General features: G+C 72.6%; 20 protein-coding genes. 6 read left to right on the top strand and 14 right to left on the bottom strand.

Annotated elements, in window-relative coordinates; genetic code table 11:
* Positions 1-33: 33 nt before the first annotated feature.
* Together ABEB17_RS06510 and ABEB17_RS06505 are read right to left on the bottom strand one after the other, a co-directional pair.
* Positions 34-1,044, bottom strand: coding sequence for an aldo/keto reductase (locus ABEB17_RS06510; protein WP_345715869.1), 1,011 nt, complete (start codon positions 1,042-1,044; stop codon positions 34-36).
* Positions 1,045-1,077: 33 nt separating this feature from the next.
* A complete protein-coding gene (locus ABEB17_RS06505) occupies positions 1,078-1,473 on the bottom strand; it encodes a MerR family transcriptional regulator (protein ID WP_345715868.1) in 396 nt (131 codons plus the stop codon).
* A 106-nt stretch (positions 1,474-1,579) separates the two neighbouring features.
* On the opposite strand from ABEB17_RS06505, the gene ABEB17_RS06500 reads away from it, so the two are divergent.
* The gene (locus ABEB17_RS06500) at positions 1,580-2,491 is read left to right on the top strand and encodes a hypothetical protein (protein ID WP_345715867.1); all 912 of its coding nucleotides are present in this window, start codon (positions 1,580-1,582) and stop codon (positions 2,489-2,491) included.
* A 16-nt stretch (positions 2,492-2,507) separates the two neighbouring features.
* Here ABEB17_RS06500 and acs read toward each other — a convergent pair whose 3' ends face one another.
* From acs to ABEB17_RS06465, 7 genes are all read right to left on the bottom strand, one after another.
* Positions 2,508-4,478: an acetate--CoA ligase gene (acs, locus tag ABEB17_RS06495; RefSeq protein ID WP_345715866.1), complete on the bottom strand. Its 1,971-nt coding sequence runs from the start codon at positions 4,476-4,478 to the stop codon at positions 2,508-2,510.
* Positions 4,479-4,689: 211 nt separating this feature from the next.
* Positions 4,690-5,535, bottom strand: a complete 846-nt coding sequence (locus ABEB17_RS06490) for an HAD family acid phosphatase (RefSeq protein ID WP_345715864.1) — start codon at positions 5,533-5,535, stop codon at positions 4,690-4,692.
* Positions 5,536-5,682: 147 nt separating this feature from the next.
* A complete protein-coding gene (locus ABEB17_RS06485; protein WP_345715863.1) occupies positions 5,683-7,341 on the bottom strand; it encodes a solute symporter family protein in 1,659 nt (552 codons plus the stop codon).
* On the bottom strand, positions 7,338-7,700 hold the full coding sequence (locus tag ABEB17_RS06480; RefSeq protein WP_345715862.1) for a DUF485 domain-containing protein: 363 nt from the start codon (positions 7,698-7,700) through the stop codon (positions 7,338-7,340). The genes ABEB17_RS06485 and ABEB17_RS06480 overlap by 4 nt, the downstream gene beginning before the upstream one ends.
* Positions 7,701-7,869: 169 nt before the next feature.
* Positions 7,870-9,411, bottom strand: coding sequence for a sodium/solute symporter (locus ABEB17_RS06475; RefSeq protein ID WP_345715861.1), 1,542 nt, complete (start codon positions 9,409-9,411; stop codon positions 7,870-7,872).
* 2 nt (positions 9,412-9,413) lie between these two features.
* Positions 9,414-9,803, bottom strand: a complete 390-nt coding sequence (locus tag ABEB17_RS06470; protein ID WP_345715860.1) for a hypothetical protein — start codon at positions 9,801-9,803, stop codon at positions 9,414-9,416.
* Positions 9,800-10,558, bottom strand: a complete 759-nt coding sequence (locus tag ABEB17_RS06465) for a LytR/AlgR family response regulator transcription factor (protein WP_345715859.1) — start codon at positions 10,556-10,558, stop codon at positions 9,800-9,802. Before ABEB17_RS06465 ends, ABEB17_RS06470 begins: the two co-directional genes overlap by 4 nt.
* A 123-nt stretch (positions 10,559-10,681) precedes the next feature.
* Here ABEB17_RS06465 and ABEB17_RS06460 point away from each other — a divergent pair, with 123 nt between their 5' ends.
* From ABEB17_RS06460 to ABEB17_RS06445, 4 genes are read left to right on the top strand one after another with little or no spacing between them, the layout of a single operon-like run.
* Positions 10,682-12,205, top strand: a complete 1,524-nt coding sequence (locus ABEB17_RS06460) for a pyridoxal phosphate-dependent decarboxylase family protein (protein ID WP_345715858.1) — start codon at positions 10,682-10,684, stop codon at positions 12,203-12,205.
* Complete coding sequence (locus tag ABEB17_RS06455) at positions 12,202-13,560, top strand: lysine N(6)-hydroxylase/L-ornithine N(5)-oxygenase family protein (RefSeq protein ID WP_345715857.1); 1,359 nt, start codon at positions 12,202-12,204, stop codon at positions 13,558-13,560. Before ABEB17_RS06460 ends, ABEB17_RS06455 begins: the two co-directional genes overlap by 4 nt.
* Positions 13,557-15,986: a GNAT family N-acetyltransferase gene (locus ABEB17_RS06450; protein ID WP_345715856.1), complete on the top strand. Its 2,430-nt coding sequence runs from the start codon at positions 13,557-13,559 to the stop codon at positions 15,984-15,986. The genes ABEB17_RS06455 and ABEB17_RS06450 overlap by 4 nt, the downstream gene beginning before the upstream one ends.
* Positions 15,983-17,008, top strand: a complete 1,026-nt coding sequence (locus ABEB17_RS06445) for an LLM class flavin-dependent oxidoreductase (protein ID WP_345715855.1) — start codon at positions 15,983-15,985, stop codon at positions 17,006-17,008. Before ABEB17_RS06450 ends, ABEB17_RS06445 begins: the two co-directional genes overlap by 4 nt.
* 108 nt (positions 17,009-17,116) lie before the next feature.
* Here the strand turns inward: ABEB17_RS06445 and ABEB17_RS06440 are convergent, their stop codons facing one another.
* On the bottom strand, positions 17,117-17,608 hold the full coding sequence (locus tag ABEB17_RS06440) for an FBP domain-containing protein (RefSeq protein WP_345715854.1): 492 nt from the start codon (positions 17,606-17,608) through the stop codon (positions 17,117-17,119).
* A gap of 60 nt (positions 17,609-17,668) precedes the next feature.
* Positions 17,669-18,826 carry a sensor histidine kinase gene (locus ABEB17_RS06435; protein ID WP_345716367.1) on the bottom strand — a complete coding sequence of 386 codons (1,158 nt, stop codon included), beginning with the start codon at positions 18,824-18,826 and terminating at the stop codon, positions 17,669-17,671.
* Positions 18,827-18,971: 145 nt separating this feature from the next.
* Between ABEB17_RS06435 and ABEB17_RS06430 the strand changes: the two genes are divergently transcribed.
* Entirely contained in the window at positions 18,972-19,805 is an 834-nt protein-coding gene (locus ABEB17_RS06430) for a Fic family protein (RefSeq protein ID WP_345715853.1), read from the top strand.
* Between the two features lie 4 nt (positions 19,806-19,809).
* Here the strand turns inward: ABEB17_RS06430 and ABEB17_RS06425 are convergent, their stop codons facing one another.
* The 3 genes from ABEB17_RS06425 to ABEB17_RS06415 are packed head-to-tail and all read right to left on the bottom strand — an operon-like array spanning position 19,810 to position 23,038.
* Entirely contained in the window at positions 19,810-20,871 is a 1,062-nt protein-coding gene (locus tag ABEB17_RS06425) for a hypothetical protein (protein ID WP_345715852.1), read from the bottom strand.
* A gap of 36 nt (positions 20,872-20,907) precedes the next feature.
* Positions 20,908-21,978 carry a hypothetical protein gene (locus ABEB17_RS06420; protein ID WP_345715851.1) on the bottom strand — a complete coding sequence of 357 codons (1,071 nt, stop codon included), beginning with the start codon at positions 21,976-21,978 and terminating at the stop codon, positions 20,908-20,910.
* 40 nt (positions 21,979-22,018) lie between these two features.
* Positions 22,019-23,038, bottom strand: a complete 1,020-nt coding sequence (locus ABEB17_RS06415; RefSeq protein WP_345715850.1) for a hypothetical protein — start codon at positions 23,036-23,038, stop codon at positions 22,019-22,021.
* Positions 23,039-23,600: the final 562 nt, after the last annotated feature.

Raw genomic sequence — 23,600 nt, 5'->3', positions numbered from 1 at the left:
GACGCCGGCGGGACGTCAACCCAGGGTTGACGATCAGGCGTCGATGGTGGACATGTCCGGGTAGCGCTCGCCCTGCGCGGCATCCTTCGGGAACGCCCGCTCGATGCGCGCCAGGTCGTCACCGGTCAGCTCCACGGAGTCGGCCCCGACGTTCTCCTCGAGGCGGTTCACCCGCCGGGTGCCCGGGATCGGGACGACGTCCGGGCCCTGCGCGAGCACCCACGCCAGGGCGAGCTGGGCCGGCGTCGCGCCCTTGCCCTCGGCGATCTCGCGGACCGCCTCGACGAGCGCCAGGTTGTGCTCCAGCGCGTCGCCGACGAAGCGGGGGTTGTGCCGCCGGAAGTCGCTCGCGTCCAGCTGGTCCGCCGACGTGATCGCCCCGGTCAGGAAGCCACGACCCAACGGGGAGTAAGGGACCAGGCCGATGCCGAGCTCGCGCAGGGTCGGCAGGATCTGCGACTCGACGTGCCTGGTCCACAGTGAGTACTCGGTCTGCAGGGCGGTGATCGGGTGCACGGCGTGCGCGCGCCGGATGGTCTCGGCCGAGGCCTCGGACAGCCCCAGCCGGCGCACCTTGCCCGCCTGGACGAGCTCGGCCATCGCGCCGACGGTCTCCTCGATGGGAGTGCTCTTGTCGACCCGGTGCTGGTAGTAGAGGTCGACGTGGTCCACACCGAGCCGTTGCAGGCTGGCGTCGCACGCCTGGCGGACGTAGTCCGGTGAGCCGTCCACCCAGCGCTTGGTGGGGTCCTCCGCGTCGCGCACGTTGCCGAACTTGGTGGCCAGCACGACCCGGTCGCGGTGCGGTGCCAGGACCCGACCGACCAGCTGCTCGTTCGTGAACGGGCCGTACATGTCGGCCGTGTCGAAGAACGTGACGCCGAGGTCGACCGCTCGCTCGAGGGTGCGCACCGCCTCGGGCTCGTCGGTCGTGCCGTAGAACTCGGACATGCCCATGCAGCCGAGGCCGAGCGCCGACACGGTCAGGTCGCTGCCGTGCGCCGCGTCGCCGAGCGTGCGGGTGGTCAGGGAGTGGTTGCTCATGTCTCCACCCAACGCCTTTGAGCGCGCTCGAAGTCAAGCGGTGGCGCGAACCGGAGCCCCGGGCTGGTCGATCCGGTCCTGGTAGATGCCGATCTTCGCGTCGATGGCGCCCAGGTGGGAGGTGACCTCGGCCAGCTGGGCCAGGACCCGGTCGCGGTGCGCTCGCAGCAGCGCCAGTCGTTCGGACTCGTTGCCGTCGCCGGCCCGCACCAGCTCGGTGTACGCCTTGACCTCGCGGATCGGCATCCCGGTGGCCCGCAGCCGGGTGACCAGCTCGATCCAGCGGACGTCGTAGGCGCCGTACGCGCGGTGCCCGGACGACGTGCGCGGAACCGGTCGCAGGAGGAGCCCGTCGCGCTCGTAGTAGCGAAGGGTGTGCGCGGTCAGGCCGCAGTGCTCGGCGACCTCGGCGATGGTCTGGCTGGTCATCTGGGCAGTATGCGCTTCGAGTCCGCTCCAGCACGATTCAGGGTAGACACCACGGAATCCGGTGAAGTCGGGCTGAATCGGGCTCGCCCTGACTAGGGTGACCGCCGTGACGCTCCTCGCCGACGAGATGACCCACGATCCTGGGCTGCGCCGTCCGGACCGGCCGACCTGGCTCGTGCTGCCCGTCGCGGCCGTGCTGTGGTGGTCCGTGGGCTTCCTGCCGTGGCTCGTCGCGGGGGCGAGCGGCCGGTCCGGCGCCGACCTGTTGGACGGGCTCGCCGTCGCCGGCCGCACACCGCTGCCGCTGGACACCCCGCACCTGACTGTCCTCGTGGTCGGGGGCGTTGTCGGTGGCATCGTCGCCGGACTGTGCGGGTGGTTGGTGCCGCGGCGTGGCCTGGCGCTGCTCGCGACGTCGGGCGGCGTTCTGGTCGGCGTGGTCGCGACCCTGTCAGTGTCCCGGCGGCTGGTGGTCGAGACGGCTCCGCCCGGCGCCTTCGTCGCTGACGCGCGGGTGGTGACCGGGCTGTCGGCCGTGGTCGTGGGGGCCGCGCTGGCCGGCTGGGTGATCGGCGCCGTCGGCACGAGTGGACGGCTGGGTCTCGCACTCGCGCTGTCCTTGCTCGCCGGGTTGTCACCGAGCTGGGTCGCCGGCCTGGCCGCCGCCCTCGGCCACGACCAGCTGCCGTGGCGGGCCACGACCTGGGGCACGGCCGCGCTCGTCGCGGTCGCCTTCGTGGTCGCCGGCTCGCAACCCTGGTACCGCCTGCTCTGGTGGCCGGTCTGCGCCGCGGCCGCCTACGCCGTGGCGCCACCCGTCACCGGCCTGGTGAACCTCCCGGAGCACCCGCGGGCGGGGGAGGCGGTCACCGACCTGGTCCAGCAGTTCTGGGACGTGACGAAGGCCGCGGCCGACCCTGCTCTGCGTCCGTGGCTGCCCTGGGTCGTCGCCGTCGGGGTCGCCGTCGCGACGACCCTGCTGCTCGAGCTGACCCGGCGGCGTCCGACGGACTCCTGACGCCGCCCGGCCGGAGTCAGTCCTCGCTCGACCCCGTCATCCCGGACTTGATCAGGTCCATCACGGTGTTGTCCGCCAGTGTGGTGACGTCGCCGACCTCGCGGTTCTCCGCGACGTCCTTGAGCAGCCGGCGCATGATCTTGCCCGAGCGCGTCTTGGGCAGCTCGGCGACGACCATGATCTGGCGCGGCTTGGCGATCGGGCCGATCTCCTGCGCGACGTGGTTGCGCAGCTCGGTGACGATGTCATCGCCCTGCTCCGCGTTGCCGCGCAGGATCACGAACGCGCAGACCGCCTGACCGGTGGTGTCGTCGGCGGCCCCCACGACCGCGGCCTCGGCGACCTTCGGGTGCGACACCAGGGCCGACTCGATCTCCGTCGTGGACAGCCGGTGGCCCGAGATGTTCATGACGTCGTCCACCCGGCCGAGCAGCCACAGGTCCCCGTCGTCGTCCTTCTTGGCGCCGTCCCCGGCGAAGTACATGTGCTCGAAGCGCGACCAGTACGTCTCCTTGTACCGCTCGTCGTCACCCCAGATCCCGCGCAGCATCGACGGCCACGGCTCGGTCAGCACCAGGTAGCCGCCACTGCCGTTGGGCACCGGGTGCCCCTCGTCGTCCAGGACGTCGGCGCTGATCCCGGGCAGCGGCACCTGCGCCGAGCCGGGCTTGGCGGTCGTGACGCCGGGCAGCGGGCTGATCATGATCGCGCCCGTCTCGGTCTGCCACCAGGTGTCCACCACCGGCGTGCGGTCGCCGCCGATGACCCGGCGGTACCAGACCCACGCCTCGGGGTTGATCGGCTCACCGACGCTGCCCAGGACCCGCAGCGAGGTCAGGTCGTGCTCGGCCGGGATCTGCTCGCCCCACTTCATGAAGGTGCGGATCGCCGTCGGCGCCGTGTAGAGGATGCTCACGCCGTACTTGGCGACGATCTCCCACCAGCGACCCTGGTGCGGCGTGTCCGGCGTCCCCTCGTAGATCACCTGGGTCGCGCCGTTGCTCAGCGGGCCGTAGACGATGTAGCTGTGGCCGGTGACCCAGCCGATGTCGGCCGTGCACCAGTAGACGTCCGTCTCGGGCTTCAGGTCGAAGACGTTGCGGTGGGTGTACGTGGCCTGGGTCAGGTAGCCACCGCTGGTGTGCAGGATGCCCTTCGGCTTCCCGGTCGTGCCTGAGGTGTAGAGGATGAACAGCGGGTGCTCGGCGTCCATCGGCTGCGCCTCGTGCTCGGCGCTCGCGGAGTCGACCACGTCGTGCCACCACACGTCGCGCCCGTCGGTCCACTCGACGTCCTGACCGGTGCGCCGGACGACGAGCACGTGCTCGACGCTCTCCGAGCCCTTGGCGAGGGCACCGTCCACGGCCGGCTTGAGCGCCGCGGGCTTGCCGCGCCGGTAGCCGCCGTCGCTGGTGATGACGAGCTTGGCCTGGGCGTCCTCGATCCGGCTGTGCAGCGCCTCCGCGCTGAAGCCGCCGAACACGACGCTGTGCGGCGCGCCGATCCGGGCGCAGGCCAGCATCGAGATCACGGCCTCGGGGATCATCGGCAGGTAGATCGCGACCCGGTCGCCCTCGCCGACGCCGAGGTCGGTGAGCGCGTTGGCGGCCTGCTTGACCGCCGCGGTCAGCTCGGCGTAGGTGAGGGTGCGGGTGTCGCCGGGCTCACCCTCGAAGTGCAGCGCGACCCGGTCGCCGTGCCCGGCCTCGACGTGCCGGTCGGTGCAGTTGTAGGCGACGTTGAGCTCGCCGCCGACGAACCACTTCGCGAAGGGCGCGTTGGACCAGTCGAGGGTCTGGGTGAAGTCGGTGCTCCAGCTGAGCAGCTCGCGGGCCTGCTCGGCCCAGAAGCCCTCGCGGTCGGCGGCGGCCCGGTCGTACAGCTCGCTGGTGGCCACGGCCTGGGCGCTGAACTCCTCGCTCGGCGGGAACCGGCGGTCCTCGCGGCTGAGGTTCTCCAGGCTGGTGCTCGGGGTCTCGCTCGACATGGGGGCATCCTCCGCGCGCGTGGTCGTCGTCGTCCGCGTCCGACCCTAGCCAGCGGCTCCGGCGTCCGACAGGGGCGCCTGGGTCAGCGGTCGCTCTCAGTCGCCCAACGGCTGCTCTGGTGCGCGGCTTGCTCACCCAGAGCCGCTCCCGGGGCTTCCGGGAGCGGCCTGGGGTGAGCAGAGCGGCCTGGGGTGAGCAACCCCGGGTCGGTCAGGGCAGGAAGTAGTTCGGGTTCGGCAGCTTGAAGGTGCGGTCGGCGTACCCGCCCTTGAGGTCGCTGTACTGGTCGCCGAAGTTCGCGACGATGTCGTAGCCGAGCGACTCGATGTGCGCCCGGGTCGCGGACTTGTAGTGGATCGTCGTGCACTTGCCGTCCGGGTCGTTCACGCAGGCGGTCTTCAGGTAGCCCGGGTAGTCGGCCACGGCCGGCTTGGTGAACAGGCCGTCCTCGCCGTTCGGCAACGTGGTCGGGGCGGGGTAGCCCGCGTCCACGCCCACGCCGTCCGAGGTCAGGTTGCCGAGCGTCGCGGCCTCCTGGGTGGTCGGGCGTCCGGTCAGGTAGAAGACCGCGTACCCGTGGTCGGCGGCGTACTTCACCAGGCCGACCATGCCCGGCACGGCGGGGAACTTCTGGCCGTTCACGTAGTCGGCGTTCGTGGTCGGGTTGTACGCCCAGTTGCTGACGATCTCGTAGTTCCAGGTCGCCAGGGTGGTGTCGTCGACGTCCAGCAGGATCGCCTTCCTGGCGTGCGACGTCGACGCCTTGCCGTGCGGTCCGTGCTGGCCCCCGGACAGGTAGCGCGTGCCGGACTTGGCCACGCCGGTGGCCTCCTTGGCGTAGTTGCCGTCCGCGGCGAAGACGCCGGTGCCCAGCGGGTCGCCGTAGTAGTTGCGGATCTGCTGGCGCAGCACGTCGATGTTCGTGATCTGCGCTTCGGAGCGCGGCGTGAAGGTGGTGATCGCGGGGGAGGGCGTGTCGGCGAGCGCCACTCCGCCGCCGACCAGGCCCAGCGCGAGTGCGCCGGCCAGAGCCGTCATCCGTAGCCGTCGGGTCATCAGGGAGCCTCCGTGGTTCTCAGGGTGGATAGCCGGACTATATGACTGCTGTCCGTTTTCGCCACTCAGGCCGCTCCCGGGACGTCGGGGAGCGGCCTGAGTGGCGGAAACCGGCCCGAGTGGCGGAACCGGGTTGTGCGGGTGGGGCTAGTGGATGACCGCCTTCTCGGCGCCGGCCCCGGTGAGCGAGCGGACCTCCATCTCGGCGTACTTCTCGCGGCTCGAGCTCTCCTTGCTGGTCAGCGTGGCGATCCAGCCGAGGAAGAAGGCCAGCGGGATCGAGACGAGACCAGGGTTGTCCAGCGGGAACCAGTGGAAGTCGATCGAGGTGTCCGTGATCATCGACAGGCTCTTGCCGGTCACCGGGTCGGCCGGCTTCCCGGACACGACCGGCGAGAAGATGATCAGGACGACGGCCGAGATCAGGCCGCCGTACATCGACCACAGCGCGCCCCTGGTGTTGAACCTCTTCCAGAACAGCGAGTAGAGGATGGTCGGCAGGTTGGCGCTCGCCGCGATCGCGAACGCGAGCGCCACCAGGAAGGCCACGTTCTGCCCGATGGCGAAGATGCCGCCGATGATCGCGCACACCCCGATCACCATCGCGGCGCGGCGGGCGACCTTGACCTCGGCGTCCGGGTTGACTTCGCCGTTCTTGATCACGTTGGCGTAGATGTCGTGGGCGAACGAGGCGCTGGCCGTGATGGTGAGCCCGGCGACCACCGCCAGGATCGTGGCGAACGCGATCGCGGATATCAGGCCGAGGAACAGGGTGCCGCCGAGCTCGAACGCGAGCAGTGGCGCCGCCGAGTTGGCCTTGCCCGGGGCTGCGGCGATCGTCTTCGGGCCCACCAGGGCGGCGGCGCCGTACCCGATCACCAGGGTGAACAGGTAGAAGATGCCGATGATCCAGATCGCCCAGACCACGCTGCGCCGGGCCTCCTTGGCCGAGGGCACGGTGTAGAACCGCATCAGCACGTGCGGGAGGCCGGCGGTGCCGAGCACCAGGGCCAACGACAGCGAGATGAAGTCCAGCTTCGAGGTGTCGGTCTTGCCGTACTGCAGGCCCGGGCTGAGGATCCCCTCGCCCTTGGCGCTCTTCTCGACGGCCGCGCCCAGCAGGTCCGACAGGTTGAAGCCGTACTTGCTGAGCACCCAGATCGTCATGACGCCGGCACCGATCACCAGCAGGACCGCCTTGACGATCTGCACCCAGGTGGTGCCCTTCATGCCACCGATCAGGACGTACAGCACCATGATCACGCCGACGACGGCGATGACGATGCCCTGGCCGGTCTTGCCGTCGACGCCCAGGAGCAGCGCGACGAGGCCACCGGCGCCGGCCATCTGGGCCAGCAGGTAGAAGAAGCTGACGACCAGCGTGCTGATCGCCGCGGCCATCCGGATCGGCCTCTGCCGCAACCGGAACGACAGGACGTCGGCCATGGTGAACCGGCCCGTGTTGCGCAGCAGCTCGGCGACCAGCAGCAGGGCGACCAGCCACGCGACCAGGAAGCCGATCGAGTACAGGAAGCCGTCGTAGCCGTTGATCGCGATGGCGCCGGCGATGCCCAGGAAGCTGGCGGCAGAGAGGTAGTCGCCGGAGATCGCGATGCCGTTCTGCGGGCCGGTGAAGGAGCGGCCGGCCGCGTAGTAGTCCGCAGCGCTCTTGTTGTTGCGCGAGGCCCGGAAAACGATGCCGAGGGTCACGGCGACAAAGATGGCGAAGATGGTGATGTTGACCCCGGGACTACCAGGGGTGTCCGCGGCGCGCAGCACGGCGCCGTCCATCGCGGCGGCGTTCATCGGGAACCGTCCTCGTGGTCAGGGTGGGCGAGGACCCGCTCGGCCAGCTCGGCGGCGGCCGGGTCGAACTTCTTGTCCGCCCAGCTGCGGTAGATCATCGTGATCGCGAACGTCGAGACGAACTGCCCGAGTCCGAACAGCAGGCCGGTCGTGATGTTGCCGAACACCTTGTGCGACATGAAGTCCGGTGCGTAGGTCGACAGCAGGACGTAGACGAAGTACCAGACCAGGAACAGTGCGGTCATGGGGAACACGAAGGTGCGGAAGGTGCGCCGCAGGTGGGCGAACTCTGGCGAGTCCTGGACGGCGATGTAGCTCGTCGTCCCGCCTCCCCCGTCTTGCTGGTCGGTGCTGCTCACGTGTCCTCCCGGACGGCAGACGGACGACGCGGGCACGCGCCGTCACCACGGTGTGACGGCCGTCACTGTTCTCTTGGAGGTCCTGGCGGGGAAGGATTCGAGGCCGTGGCGTCGCCGGAAGGGGCGATCCGGCGTCCGGCGGCCGGTGCGGGCGCGATGAACGGCGCGCTCAGCGCGACGAGCGGTCGACGTCCACGCTCTCGGGGGCGTGCAGCCGGACCATCGTCCGGGCGACGTGCGGCGGCACGGTCCGCGGGGTGGCCAGCGAGACCCCGACCATCACGGCGAACGCCAGCGGCACCGTCCACGCGGCGGGCTGGGCAAGCAGGGCGCCGCTCCAGCCGGCGCGGGTCCCGCCGATCATGGTGACCAGGACCGCGATGCTGGCCAGGCCCCCGCCCACGGCGAGCCCGGTGAGGGCGCCGACCCGGGTCAGGCCGCGCCACCAGATGCCGAGCACCAGCAGGGGGCAGAAGGTCGAGGCGGCGACGGCGAACGCGAGCCCCACGGTGTCCGCCAGGCTCAGCGACCCGGCGAACAGCGACAGCGTGAACGGCACCAGGACCGAGAGCGCGGTGGCGGTGCGGAACCCGCGCAGGGACTCGGGACGTCGCCGCCAGGAGGAGCGCCCACCGCCGCGCTGCCACCGCGAGAGGAGGTCCTGGTGCAGCACGCCGGAGACCGACATGACCAGCCCGGACGACGTCGACAGGAACGCCGCGAACGCCCCCGCGGTGGTCAGGGCGCTGAGCAGGTCCCCACCGATCCCGGGGATGACCCGTTGCGGGAGGAGGAGGACGACCGTGTCGGCGCGGCCGGTCACGACGAGGTCGGGAGCGTAGATGCGGCCGAGCGCGCCGTACATCGGCGGGAACAGGTAGAAGGCACCGAGCAGCGCGATCACCACGAGCGTCGTGCGTCGCGCGGCCCGGCCGTCGGGGTTGGTGTAGAAGCGAACCAGCACGTGCGGCAGCCCCATCGTCCCGAAGAACAGGGCCAGCACGATCGAGTACGTCGAGTACAGCGGGTGGTCGCGGCCGGAGGCCCCGCCCAGCGGCCGGATCCACTCGGCCGTCGCCGGGGAGGGGGCGCCGTCCCCGCGCCAGACCAGCAGGATGAAGAACATCGGCACCGCGATCGCGGTCAGCTTCAGCCAGTACTGGAAGGCCTGGACGAAGGTGATGGACCGCATCCCGCCGGCCACCACGTTGAGCACCACCACGATCGCCACCAGCGCGGCGCCCATCCACAGCGGTGCCCCGGTCACGGCACTGAGCGCGATGCCGGCCCCCTGCAGCTGGGGAACGAGGTAGAGCCAGCCGATCCCGACGACCAGGACGGACGCCGCACGCCGCACCTCCCGAGACTCCAGGCGTCCCTCGGCGAAGTCCGGCAGCGTGTACGCCCCGGACCGGCGCAACGGTGCCGCGACCAGCACGAGCAGCACCAGGTAGCCCGCGGTGTAGCCGACGGGGAACCACAGCATGTCCGTGCCGGCGACCAGCACCAGGCCGGCGACGCCGAGAAAGCTTGCGGCAGAGAGGTACTCGCCGCCGATGGCCGAGGCGTTCCACCGGGGCGAGACGGCGCGGCTGGCGACGTAGAAGTCGCTGGTGGTGCGCGACATCCGCAGCCCGAACGCGCCGACGGCGATGGTCGCGACCGACACCAGCACCACCGCGACCAGGGAGGCCACCTGCGGTTCGCCCACGGTCAGTGCCGTTCCAGGACGTCGGTGAACTCGGCTTCGTTGCGTTCGGCCTGCCGCACGTAGAACCGGGCCGCCAGCCACAGCATCGGGTACACCAGGACGGCCAGCAGCAGCCACGGCAGCGGCAGGCCCAGCAGGTGGGCGTCCGCGACGGACGGGGCGAGGGCGAACAGCAGGGGGAGCCCGCCGAGCAGCACCCCGGTGGCGGCCAGGACGCTGAGGGCCAGCCGGAGCTGGCTGCGCAGCAGGGAGCGCATGTACACCTCGCCGAGCCCGGTCTGCTCGTCGATCTCGCGGGTGGCCGGCCGGGACGGCGCGCGCCGGGACGCTCCCATCAGCGGGCTGGTGACCCGGACCCGACGGGGCGGCTCGGACGGCGGGCGCTGGCTCACCGGGGGTCCGGTCGCCCGGGCCGGGCGGACCGGATCAACCGGTCGCGCAGCTCGCGGGTGTGCCGCCGGCTGACCGCGAGCTCGTCGTCCCCGAGCCGGACGGTGTAGCGACCGCCGTCCGAGCGCACCTCGTCGACGTGCTGCAGGGCCACCAGGGTGCTGCGGTGGATGCGGACGAAACCCGCTGTGCCCCAACGCTCCTCCAGGGTGGCGAGCGGGATCCGCAGCAGGTGGCTGCCGGCGGTCGTGTGCAACCGGGCGTAGTCCCCGTGCGCTTCGACGTAGCGGACCTGCGAGCGCTGCACGAAGCGGGTCACCCCGCCGAGCTCGACCGCGATCGTCTCGTCGTCCTCGACCGGCTCGGGCGCGCCGTCACGGGCCTCCACGACCCGGCGGACGGCCTCGCGCAACCGCTCCGCGCGGACCGGCTTCATCACGTAGTCGGTGGCCCGCAGGTCGAAGGCGTCGACCGCGTGCTGGTCGTAGGCGGTCACGAAGACGACCTGGGGACGGCGGGCGAACCGGGCCAGGACTCGCGCCAGGTCCAGCCCGTCCAGCCCGGGCATGGCGATGTCGCAGAACACCACGTCGACGGCCGCGCTGTCGAGCAGTCGTAGGGCGCCGGGGCCGCTGTTGGCCGTGCGGATGGCGCTGACCCGCTCGTCCTGACCGAGCAGGTAGGCCAGCTCGGCGAGCGCAGGCTCCTCGTCGTCCACGACGAGTGCGGACAGGGCGCCGGGGGGTGCGTCCACCATGGCGCGGAGCCTACGACGTGCAGCGCCGTTCGCGCGGTGGAGCAGTGACCTGCGCGACTTGCCCCATTCGTCCGATCTATGAGTAAGGTAAGCCTAACCTTACTTAACGACGAAGGAGCTGAGATGACACCTGTCGGCACCAGGACCGCGCCGGCCGGCGCTGCGTCCGACCTCGCCACCGGTCCGGAGCACCTGCTGCTGGGGTCCGACACGGCGGCGTCCTACGCGCGGGCGGTCGTGGAGACCGTGCTGCGGGTCAGCGACCGGGTCGCCGCCACCCCGCAGGCGTTCACCGGCATCTCGCCCGCGGCCCTCGCGGCGGAGGTGGACCAGGTCGACCTGTCCCGGCCGCTGCCCGACCTCGCGGCCGCGCTCGACGAGCTCGAACCGCTCTACCTGCGGGACGCCGTCTGGTTCCACCACCCGCGCTACCTGGCCCACCTGAACTGCCCGGTCGCGGTGCCGGCGCTCGCGGCGGAGGCGATCATCGCGGCGGTCAACTCCTCGATGGACACCTGGGACCAGAGCGCCGGGGCGACCCTGATCGAACGGCGCCTCGTGGACTGGACCGCCGACCGGGTCGGCCTGGGGCCCGACGCCGACGGTGTGTTCACCAGCGGCGGGACGCAGTCCAACCTGCAGGCTCTGCTGCTGGCCCGCGAGGCGGCCGCCGGGCCGGACGCCGGCAACCGGGACCTGTCGAGGCTGCGCGTCCTGGCGTCGCGGGACGCCCACTTCAGCGTCACCACGTCGGCCAAGCTGCTCGGCCTGGCGCCCGAGGCGGTGATCGCGGTGGACGTCGACGCCGACCGGCGGATGGACGCCGCGTCTCTGCGCCGGGAGCTCGCTGCGGTGGCCGGCCAGGGGCTGGTGCCGATGGCCGTGGTGGCGACGGCGGGGACGACGGACTTCGGGGTGGTGGACCCGCTGCGGGCCATCGCGGATGCCTGCCGGGCGGCCGGCGTGTGGCTGCACGTGGATGCCGCGTACGGCTGCGGCCTGCTGGTCTCGCCCCGCCGCCGGCACCTGCTGGCCGGCATCGAGCGCGCCGACTCGGTGACGGTGGACTTCCACAAGTCCTTCTTCCAGCCGGTCAGCTCGAGCGCTGTGCTGGTGCGCGACCGAGCCGTGCTCCGGCACGTGCGGCACCACGCCGACTACCTGAACCCCGAGCGGCACGTGCGGCGCAGCATCCCCAACCAGGTCGACAAGAGCCTGCAGACCACCCGCCGGTTCGATGCCCTGAAGCTCTGGCTCACGCTGCGCGTGATGGGCGCGGACGGCGTGGGGCGGCTGTTCGACGACGTCGTCGACCTGGCAGCGGACGTCGCGGGGCTGGTCGCCGCCGACCCGCGCTTCGAGCTCGCCTCGGTCCCCGAGCTGAGCACCGTGGTGTTCCGCTGCACCCCGGAGCCGGGGCTGCCGGAGGACGTCAGCGACGCCCTCGTGCTAGCGGTGCGCGAGGGGCTGTCGGCGCATGGCGAAGCAGTGGTCGCCAGCACCACCGTCGACGGACGGCACCACCTCAAGCTCACGCTGCTGAACCCGCGCACGACGCTGCGGGACGTGGCCCAGGTGCTGGACCTCGCGGCGGTGCACGCCGAGCGCTCCCTCGCCGTCATCCGCGACGAGGAGGCCGTCCGATGAGCACACCGACCGCCGAGCACGTCCACGACGTGGTCGGGATCGGGCTCGGGCCGTTCAACCTCGGCCTGGCGTGCCTGCTCGACCCGTTGGACGACGTCGACGCCGTCTTCCTCGAGGCGCGCTCCGAGCTGGCCTGGCACCCGGGGATGCTGCTCCAGGGCGCGACCCTGCAGACCCCGTTCCTGGCCGACCTGGTCAGTCTGGCCAATCCGACGTCCCCGCTGTCGTTCCTGTCCTACCTGAAGCAGACCGGTCGGCTGTACCCCTTCTACATCCGCGAGAGCTTCTTCCCGCTCCGCCGCGAGTTCGACGCCTACTGCCGCTGGGCGGCGGGGCAGCTGCGGTCGGTCCGGCTGGCTCAGCGGGTGGAGTCCGTCGAGTACGACGCGGCCGACCAGGCGTACGTCGTGCACGCCGTCCGACCGGCCACCGGAGACCGCTCGACGTACCGGGGTCGGCGGCTCGTCCTCGGCACGGGGACGCCGCCGTACGTACCCGAGCCGTTGCGGGCGCAGTGGGCGTCGGGCGGTGACGTCGTGCACAGCTCGCAGTACCTGCAGGCCGCGAAGTCGTTGCGGCGCAGCGGGTCCATCACGGTGGTGGGCAGCGGGCAGAGCGCCGCCGAGATCTACGCCGACCTGCTGGCAGACCTGCCCGCCCACGACTACCAGCTGACCTGGCTGACCCGCTCACCCCGGTTCTTCCCGCTGGAGTACACCAAGCTCACGTTGGAGATGACCTCGCCGGACTACACGGACTACTTCCACGCGCTGCCGGCCGAGACGCGCGACGGGCTGGTGCGCGCGCAGCGCTCGCTCTACAAGGGCATCAACTCCGGGCTGGTCAACGAGATCTACGACCGGCTCTACGAGCTCGACCTCGATGGGCCGCAACGCACCCGACTGCTCACCAACACCGAGGTGCGCACCTGTGAGCGCGACGGTGACGGCAGGCTGCGGCTGGGGGTGGAGCAGGTCGAGCAGCGCCGCCGCTTCGAGCACACGACCGGCTCGCTCGTCCTGGCCACCGGGTACCGCTACGCCGCGCCGGCCTTCCTCGACCCGATCCGGCACCGCATCCGCTGGGACGAGCAGGGCCGCTTCGCCGTGCACCGCAACTACTCCGTGGACGTCGCCGGCGACGAGGTCTTCGTGCAGAACGCCGAGCTGCACACCCACGGCTTCGTCGCGCCGGACCTCGGTATGGCCGCCTACCGCAACTCGTGGCTGGTCCGGTCGATCACCGGTCGCGAGGTCTACCCGATCGAGCAGTCCATCGCCCACCAGGAGTTCGGCGTGCCTCGCCCGCTGGACGTCCGTGAACCGTTGCAGGACAAGCAGGAGGTCCCCGCATGACCACCCACACCACCACCACCGATGCCGACCTGTCGGCGCAGCAGATCTCCGGCGTCGGGCAGCTCCGGCTGCGGCCGGTCGACCCGGACGCGGACGCGGCGCTGCTGCACGGCTGGACGACCCACGACAAGGCCCGGTTCTGGGAGCCCACCCCGGCCGATGTCGAGGGCACCCGCGCGGTGTACCAGGCCATCGCCGCCCGGCCGGGTCACGACGCCTTCATCGGCGAGCACGATGGCCGGCCGGCGTTCCTGGTCGAGCGGTACGACCCTCGCCAGGACGCCGTCGGCTCGACGTACCGGGTGCAGGACGGGGACGTCGGGATGCACGTGCTCGTCGCGCCGTCCGGCGAGCCGGTCGCGGGCTTCACCCGAGCGGTGTTCGCCGTCGTGCTGGACTGGCTGTTCGCCGACCCGGCCACCGTTCGCGTCGTCGTCGAGCCGGACGTGCGCAACGACGCCGTGCGGCGGCTCAACGCGCAGGCCGGCTTCGTCGTCCACCGAGAGGTCGAGCTGCCGGGCAAGCGGGCGGCGCTCAGCGCGTGCACCCGCGCCGACTACGGACGGGCCCGGCCGTCCCTGCTGCGGCCGGGGCCGGTGCACCACCTGACCCCGCAGCGCTGGGACGCAGCCAACCGCACGCTGGTCGCCAAGGCCCTCGGGGAGTTCGCCCACGAGCTGCTGGTCCGGCCGGAACCGTTGCCGGACAATCGCTTCGAGGTGGTCGCCGACGACGGTCGGGCCTGCTACCGGTTCACGGCCCGGCGGTACGCGCTCGACCACTGGTTGGTCGACGCGGCGTCCCTGGAGTACTGGGACGCCGATGGTGAGCCCGCGCCGCCGGACGCCCTGCGACTGGTCACCGACCTGCGCACGAGCCTGCAGCTGTCGGCCGAGATCCTGCCCGTCTACCTGGAGGAGCTCACCAGCACGCTGGCCAGCGCCGCCTTCAAGCTCGGCCCGGAACGCCCAGGATCACGGCAGCTGGCGGGGGAGCGGTTCCAGGTCGTCGAGGCGGCCATGACCGAGGGGCACCCGTGCTTCGTCGCCTGCAACGGCCGACTCGGACTGTCCGCGCAGGACTTCCTGGCGTACGCGCCCGAGGTGGGACGACCGATCCGGCTCACCTGGCTCGCGGCGCGGCGGGATCTGACGACCCTCGCGCTGTCCACCGACCTCACCGAGGACGCGCTGCTGGATGCCGAGCTGGATGAGCGCGTGCGCGCCGACTTCCACCGCCGGCTCACCGAGCTCGGGCTGGACGCCGCCGGGTACGTGCTGGTCCCCGTGCACCCGTGGCAGTGGGAGAACCGGATCGCAGTGACCTTCGCCGCAGACCTGGCCCGGCGGGACCTGGTGCACCTGGGGGACAGCCAGGACGAGTACCAGGCGCAGCAGTCCATCCGCACCTTCGCCAACCTGACCCGGCCCGAGCGGCACTACGTGAAGACCGCCATGTCGGTGCTCAACATGGGGTTCCTGCGCGGGCTGTCGGCGAAGTACATGGCCGCGACGCCGGCGATCAACGACTGGCTGCACGGTCTGGTCCAGTCCGACGACGAGCTGGGCGCGCGGCGGTTCTCGGTGCTGCGCGAGCGGGCCGCCGTCGGGTACCTGGGCGGGGCGAGCGCGCAGGCGGCTCCCAGCGGGTCGCCGTACCGCAAGATGCTCGCGGCCCTGTGGCGCGAGTCCGCCGTCCCCCGGGTCGCCGAGGGGGAGCACGTGATGACCATGGCCGCGCTCCTGCACGTCGACGGCCACGGCCGGTCGCTGGCCGCCGAGCTGGTGGCCCGCAGCGGCCTGGACCCGCGGGACTGGCTGCGCCGCTACCTGCAGGCCTACCTCGTGCCGGTCGTGCACCTGCTCTACCGGCACGACGTCGCGCTGATGCCGCACGGCGAGAACATCATCCTGGTCCTGCGCGACGGGGTCGTGGACCGCGTCCTGCTCAAGGACATCGGCGAGGAGGTGCTGGTCGTCACCCTCGACCGCGAGCTGCCGGCCGACGTCGGGCGGATCCAGTTCGACGTCCCGGCCGAGCTGCGGCCGCTGTCCGTGCTGACCGACGTCGTCGACTCGTTCCTGCGGTTCCTCGGGGCCAGGCTGGACGCGTCCGGCACGCTGCCCGAGCGGGAGTTCTGGTCGGTCGCCGCGCAGGTGCTGGCCGAGTACCAGCAGCGGCACCCCGACGTCGCCGGCGCGGTCGAGGAGCTGTTCGCCCCCGAGTTCGCCCGCTCGTGCCTGAACCGGCTCCAGCTGCGCAAGAACGACGAGATGGTCGACCTGGAGGACCCGGCGTACTCGCTCTGCCTCGAGGGGACGCTGGTGAACCCGCTGGCTCGCTGGCGGGGCGTGCCCGGGAGCGGCGGTCGGGAATCGTCCGGTCGGGAATCAACCGGGAGGTCCGCGGTGCTGGCAGGAGGGTGAGCACCCTCCCCCTGTCCGTCCTGGACCTGTCCCCGGTGCCGTCGGGCACCCTGCCGTCGCAGGCTCTGCACCGCACCATCGAGCTGGCCCGGGCCACGGAGCGGTTCGGCTACGAGCGGTTCTGGCTGGCCGAGCACCACTCGCTGCCCAGCGTCAGCTCGTCGACGCCGTCCGTGCTGATCGGCGCGGTGGCGGCGGCGACGTCCAGGATCCGGGTCGGCTCCGGCGGCGTCATGCTGCCGAACCACTCGCCGCTGACGGTGGCCGAGACGTTCCGGGTGCTCGAGGGCCTGCACCCGGGGCGGATCGACCTGGGCATCGGACGCGCCCCCGGCACGGACCAGCTCACCGCCTACGCGTTGCGCCGCAGTCACGAGGCCCTGAGTGCCGACGACTTCCCGCAGCAGTACGCCGAGCTGATCGCGTACGTCGACGGCTTCGAGCCGTCGCACCCGTTCGCGGCGATCCGGGCCATGCCGGACGACGTCCCGCTGCCGCCCGTCTGGATCCTGGGGTCCAGCCTGTACGGCGGGCAGGCGGCGGGGGCGTTCGGCACCGGGTTCGCCTTCGCCGGGCACTTCGGCAGCGTCGACCCGGCCGAGGCGGTGGACGGCTACCGGGCGTCGTTCCGTCCCTCGGGGCGGCCGGGGGCGCCGTCCGAGTCGCGGGTGATCCTGGCCGTCTCGGCCATCGTCGCGGACACGCAGGAGCGGGCCGACCAGCTGGCCCGGGCGAACGACCTGTCGATCGCCCGCCTGCGGACCAACCAGCCCGGCCCGCTGCCCAGCCCCGACGAGGCCGCCGCGCACACTTGGACGAGCATCGAGCTGGACATCGCCGCCCAGGCCCGCCGGTTCGTCACGACCGGCACGCCGGACGCCGTCCGCGAGGGTCTGCTCGAGCGCGCCCGGCACGCCGGCGCCGACGAGCTCATCGTCACCACGAACGTGCACGACCCCGTCGAGCGCCAGCGGTCCTTCGAGCTGCTCGCCGAGGCCTTCGCCCTCGCCCCCCGCCCCTGACCCCCGCCCATAACCCCACCCCGCAGGACTCTGGACGCAGATGTCCCGCTTTCCGGGCCCATTCGCGCCTCATGAGCCCGGAAAGCGGGATATCTGCGGCGCGCGGGGTCAGTTCTGGACGGCGCGGGCCACGAAGGCGGCGAGTCGCTCGGTGAGGCGCGCGACGCGGGCCGGCACGGGCAGGCGCTCGCCCTGCGGCAGGTCGAGCTCACGCAACCCGCGCACGTACAGCGAGCAGGCGAGGTCCGTGCAGATGTAGGTGCCGACGGTGTTGTGGGCCCGGCCCGCACTGCCGGCCCGGGGCGCGACGAACAGATCCACCTCGGACGTCGTCCGGACCGACGCGCACAACGCACACATCGCCGAGCCCTTGCGTCGACCCGAGCCCTGCGGTGCGCGCAGCGCCAGCCCGACGACGTCCGCGCCGTGCGGTGCCACCAGGTACGCGCGCCGCGGCGCCTTCGGGTCGCGCCAGCCCAGGTAGTCGAGGTTCGGCCAGTCCAGGTCCGCGAGGCCCGGTGGGGGCGGCAGCGCCTTGAGCTGGCTCCGCGAGCAGTTCACGAAGGCAGCACGCATCGCCTCGAAGGTCATCGGGTCCATGACTCGAGCGCATCACGGGCACCGGCCACGGGGCAACCGGAAATCACCGGCAACCGGGATTCAGCGGGCGGCGACGCCCGGCGCGTACTTCGGCACCCGCAGGCTCACCCGGGTCCCGGCGCCCGGCGCGGTCTCCACGACCAGGCCGTAGCCGTCGCCGAAGACCTGCCGCAGCCGGGCGTCCACGTTGCCGAGCCCGACCGAGTCCGCGGACGACTCGCCGGACAGCACCGCCCGCACCACCTCGGGGTCGGAGCCGGCGCCGTCGTCCTCCACCGACAGCAGCGCCTCGGACCCGCCGTCCTCCGCGGTGATCACGATGTGCCCCGGGCCGGTCCGGTCGGCCAGCCCGTGCCGGACGGCGTTCTCCACCAACGGTTGCAGCACCAGGTACGGCACGGCGACGGACAGCACCTCGGGCGCGACGAGCAGCGAGATCTGCAGGCGCTCGCCGAAGCGCGCCTGCTCCAGCCGCAGGTACCGCTCGACGTTCGACAGCTCGTCGGCGAGCGTGGTGAACTCCCCGCCCCGCCGGAACGCGTACCGGGTGAAGTCGGCGAACTCCAGCAGGAGCTCGCGTGCCTGCTCGGGGTCGGTGCGCACGAACGACGCGATCGCGGCCAACGAGTTGTAGACGAAGTGCGGGCTGATCTGGGCGCGCAGCGCCCGCAACTCGGCCTCCATCGCGCGGGTGCGCTCGCGGTCCACCTCGGCGAGGGCGACCTGCGAGGACACGTACCGCGCCACCTCGGACGTCGCCCGCACCAGTCCCGCGGAGGTCTGGCCGCCGTAGGCCAGCAGCGCCCCGACCACGGTGTCGCCGCTGACGATCGGGGCCACCACCGCCGTCCGCACGGGGCAGTCCGGGTCGTCGCAGCGCGCCTCCTCGCCCTGGCCGACCGCCGGGCCGCTGGCCACCGCGGGCTGACCACCGGTCAGCACCCCGCCGGCGTGCCGGCCGACGTCCGCGGCGTGCCGGCCGCCGGCGCCGTCCCAGGCCAGGCAGTGCCCGGCGGCGTCGACCAACGCCACGGCCGGGGTGCCGAGCAGGGTCCGCAGGTGCTTGACGGCGCGCTCCGCCCCGGAGGCGGTCAGCCCGTCGCGCAGGCTGGGCGCCGCCAGCGACGCGGTGTGCAGGGTCTCGAAGGTGGCGCGATCGGCTGAGGAGCCGAAGTCCCGCCGCCGGCGCACCACCCGGGCGGTGAGCGCCACGACCAGCGCGGCCACGAGCGTCACCACCACGACCGGCACCACGTTGGTGCCGCCGGAGTCGGCGGCGGCCGGGGTGGCGAGCCGGCTGGCGAGCGCGAGTGGGTGCACCGACGTGAGGCTAGTGGCCACCCGCCGCGTAGGGTCGCGGATCGTGGACGACGCCACCGCCCTGCGCCGGCTCGCTGACCTGCCCGGGGTCGCGGCCGCGGTGGACGCCGCCCGGCAGGCGTGCACCGAGCTGCGCTGGCACCAGGCGCTGCGCCGGCGCACGGCCGAGGCCCGCGCCGAGACCACGGCCCGCGCGGCCCGGGCGAGCGCAGCCCTGGACGGCGCGGAGCTGCCCGTCGACCTGGTGCGCGACGTGCTGCGCGGGGCCCGGCCGGCCCCGGACGACGCGGTCGGCCGCACGGTTGCCGGCGCCGTCCGCGCCGTCGACCTCGCGCAGAGCACCGGGGACGTCGTCCGCTCCGCCCCGCTGCAGGCCCTCGCGCGACTGCACACCGCGGCGGCCGCCGGCCTGGTGCCGGACGAGGCGCTGGGGCGTCCGCGCCAGGGGGCGGAGCAGCCGCTCGACCTGCCCGGCCCGGGCGCCGCCCCACGCGGGACCGAGCTCGCGGACCGGCTGAGCGGGGTGTCGGCGGTGCTGTCCGCCCCCGGCGAGGTCCCCGCGTTGCTGGTGGCCGCGATCGCGCACGGCGAGCTGCTGACGATCCGGCCGTTCGTCGCCGGTAACGGGGTCGTCGCCCGCGCGGTGTTCCGGGCCGTGGTCGTGCAACGTGGCCTGGACCCCACCGGGGTCGCGATCCCCGAGAGCGCGCTCGCGGCGTCCGGGCTCCCGCCGTACGTCAGTGCCTTGCGGGGCTACGCCAGCGGGACGCCGGACGGGGTGGCGCAGTGGCTGGTCGGCTGCGCGGACGCGGTGCGTCGCGGAGCCGGCTACGGGGTCGAGGTGGCCGACGCGGTGCTGGCCGGGCGGCTGACCTGAGCGGTCAGTCGCAGGCGCGCTGCATCGCGGCGCCGAGCACGGCGGTGACCTGGACCCACGCCTCGCCCACCTGCCCCGACCCGCCGGAGCCGTGCAGCATCAGGTTGCTGTAGCCGTTCAGGTCGTCGAGCGAGACGCCCTGCGGGCAGCCGTGCGCGGTCACGCTGAGCCGCAGGGTCCGCTGCTCGTTCGGTCGCAGGGTCAGCGGCAGGGCCGGCGTCAGCCGCAGGTCCACCTTCTCGAGGAACTGCGCCAGACCGGGCTGCCCACCGGACCCCCAGGTCACCGTCATGGGATCGGCGGTCCAGTTGCGCAGCTCCAGCGTCGGACGCAGCAGCGTGCCGGCCACGTTCGCCTCGAGCGGCTGGCGCGCGTCGTCGCTCTGGTTGCACAGGTCGGCGGGGAACAGGCTGGCGGACTGCCACTGCGACGACTGCATCGGCAGCCGGTGCACTTCACCGTCGGGCGCCCGCACGGGCACGGCCAGCTCGATCGGGGTCCGGGAGTCGCACGCCAGGAGCAGCCGCGCGGTCACCGGGGTCGACGTCCCTGGGGCGATCTCCTGCGCCCCGGACAGCGACGTGACGACGGGGGTGTCGTAGGACAGCCGGGTCTGGGCCGGGGAGGTCACCAGGGCGATGGGGAGTGCGCCGACGTTGAACACGTCCACGGCCAGCTCGATCGCCGGTCCCTGCCCGGTGCGGATCCGATTCACGGACTGGAAGCTGGCCAGCGCGTTGACCGTGGAGCGGGCCTGGGCCTCCCGCACCTGGTCGCCGTGGTGGCCGGACCAGACCAGCCCCAGCACCAGGCCGACCGCGGCGGTGCCACCGGCCAGCACGGCCGTCGTCCGGGTCGCGTGCGCCGCCAGGCTGGCCGACACCCGGGGGGCCGCCCGGTCCCGGACCCGTTGCAGCGGTAGGGGAAGCCGTCGCGGCGGCCGCTGGGTCGGGGCTTCGGGTTCGGGGGTCGGCAGGTCGTCGAGGGCGATGACGTCGGACGCCGGGACGTCGGCAGTCGGCAAGCCCAGGTTGCCGCCGTCCGAGCCGAGCACCTCGTAGCCCATGCGCGCATTATGGCGCTCGGACCTCGTCGCCGATCCCTACGAGCAGGACCGGGCCATGGCCAGGCCGACCAGGGCGCCGACGTCCACCCCGCTGGCACCGACCTCATTCCCCCGCACGTCGTCCGCGCGCAGCTGGAGGTAGCTTATGCCGTCCATCGTGGTCGCGTCCGCGCCCGCCAGGCAGCCGTGCGCACGCAGCTGCAGGCGCACCGTCCGGTTGCTGTGCCCGGGCACCTTCAGCGGCAGCGCCGGGACCGTCGTGAGGGAGAGTCGCTGGCTGGTCGCCTCGGTGAGCGGGGATCCCGAGTCCAGGGTGACCGTGATCGGTTCCGCAGTGTCGTTCGACAGGCGCATGGTAGGTCTGCTCAGCGTGCCGCCGATGGTGGCCTGGAAGCCCGCGTCCGGCCCGTAGAACGGGCAGAGCTCGAGACCGCTCAGCGGTCCCGAGTCGCCGGCGGGCTGCACGGGAAGTCGGCTGGTCGTGCCGGCAGCCGAGCGGACCGGCAGGGACAGGCTGATCGGCGCGCTGGACTGGCAGTCCAGCAGCACCGCGGTGGAGAAGCTCTCCACCTGGTTGGGCTGGACCGTCGCGGTGCCGGACACCGTCCGGAACTGCGCCGCTTCCTGCGCCGTGGGCGCGCCGCCCGAGGTGGCGACCACGACGTCGAACGGGCGGGAGCCCAGGTTGGTCACCCGGACCCGGACCTCCGCCACGGTGCCCCGGTCGGTCCGGTTCGGGGTGACGTCGCTGAACTGGGCCTGGGCGATGACCCGGCGGGCCTCGCGGGCCTGCGCCACGTCGGTCGCGTGGTGCTGGGTCGCCACTGCGCCGATCGCGATGCCGACGACTCCGGCTGCGGCTACCTTCCACCACGTGCCGGCGGGGAGCCGGGGGTGGCGCCGGGCTGCCGGGGCCGGCACCGGGTCGTGCGGGTCCTGCGGGTCGTGCGGGTCGTGCGGGTCGTGCGGGTCGAGCGGGTCGAGCGCGAGCGGTTCCGGCGGGCGCGGTTCCAGCTCGAGCGGCTGGATCCGGTCGGCCCGTCCGGTCGGCAGCACGTCCGGCGACTCGCTCGGCCGCCCGCCGACGTCCAGCACCTCGAATCCCACCCCGTCATCATGGGGCATGCCACCCCGCAGGTGCGCCGGTTCAGGTGCACTCGCGGGCCAGGGCCGCCCCCCAGACGGTGCTCAGGTCGAGGCCGACGGGCTCCTGGAGCAGGGCGGGGGCATCCGGCGTGCCCGCCCGCAGCACGACGTACGGCGAGAGCTGGGTGTCGACCACCTCGCTCAGGCTCCGCGGGCACGACCACGGCGTCAGGGACAGGGTCAGGGTGAGGGTCTGCTTCGGTCCCAGGACCTGCGGGAGGGCTGGGGACAGCCGGAGCACCGAGAAGTTCGTGGTCTGGGCCACGAACGGCGAGTGCTCGGTGTCCAAGGTGACGCTCACGTCGGAGTCGGCGTTGTTGTGCAGGGTGAGCTGCGGGCGGCTGACCGAGCCGGTGAGGTGGGCCTGCAGGACCGGGTCGTCCGGGCTGGCGCAGGGGGAGTCGACCGGGTAGCCGCTGTCCAGCACGTCCTGGTCGGCCACCGCGACCTGGTGGACCGTGCCGTCCGACGTGCGCAACGGCACCCGGAGGAGCGAGCGCGGGTCGGTCTTCGACGCGCAGTCGACACGCAGTCGGATGTTCGCGCTCAACGACCCCCCGGCCGGCACGGTGACCGCACCGCCGAGGGACTGCACGACCTGGTGACCGTCGCGGGGGCGCTCCGCGGGTCCGGACGTGACCAGGTCGAGCGGTCGGGGACCGGCGTTCACCACCTTGACCGTGAAGTCCGCGACCCGTTCCGCGCGCACTGCGTCGACGTTCGTGACGATGGCGACCACGGACAGCTGGGAAGCCTGGGCCGCCTGCTCGTTCAGGCCCGCGTGCCGGCTCGCCCACAGACCACCGGCGATCGCGCCGACCAGCAAGGACCCGCCGAGCAGGACCGCCAGCGAGGTCGTCGCCGTCACCTCGGGACGCCGGGGGCGTGGGCGGCGTGCCGGAGAGCCGTCCGGCGGGGCTGGGGTGCCGTCCGGCGGGGCTGGGCCCAGCTCGGTGGGTGGCAGGTCGGCGCGCGGCAGGTCGACCTGGCCGCCCTCGGCGTCGAGAACCTCGTAGCCCACGCTCACAGTGTCCGCCCTGCGCGGGCACTTTGGTCAGGCCGTTTCGGGTGGGTCCCGGGGGCCGTCGGCACCGGACAAGGTGACGGCGCCTCGCGGGGCGGGGCGCCGTCGTGCACGGTCACCGGCTACCAAGCGTGCTGTGCGTTGGCGCAGTGGGACAAGCCCGCCACGACCGGTCCATCAGTGGACTGCCCGCACGTGGGTACCGGGAGGGCCGTGCTGGTCGCCGGAGACTCCCGGCGGCTCGTGTCCTTGTCTACCCCAGGCTCGCAGGCAAGTGAAGCCTTGACTTTTCGGACATGCGCGAGACACCTGGGGCAGTAGCGCTGTTGCGGTGCTGGGCGGACGTAACTGGGAATTGCGCGCCGCGAGCGGTGGGTCCACACTGAGATCGCCGGTCCTCGGACCGTGCCGGCGTTCCCGGTTCATCCCCCCCGAGCCGGAGCGCCCGACGGTCCCCGTTGTCCCCCCGACGGGGGCCGTCACCTCTTTGCGGTCTGGTCCGTCCACAGTCTGTGCTCCCGTCCACAGCTCGGGCTCCCCGTCCCACCGTCCACAGATG

The sequence above is a fragment of the Angustibacter luteus genome, from assembly GCF_039541115.1.
Classification (GTDB): Bacteria; Actinomycetota; Actinomycetes; order Actinomycetales; family Angustibacteraceae; genus Angustibacter; species Angustibacter luteus.
Note: the sequence above shows the minus strand (reverse complement) of the source record. Positions and strands in the feature narration are given on the sequence as shown.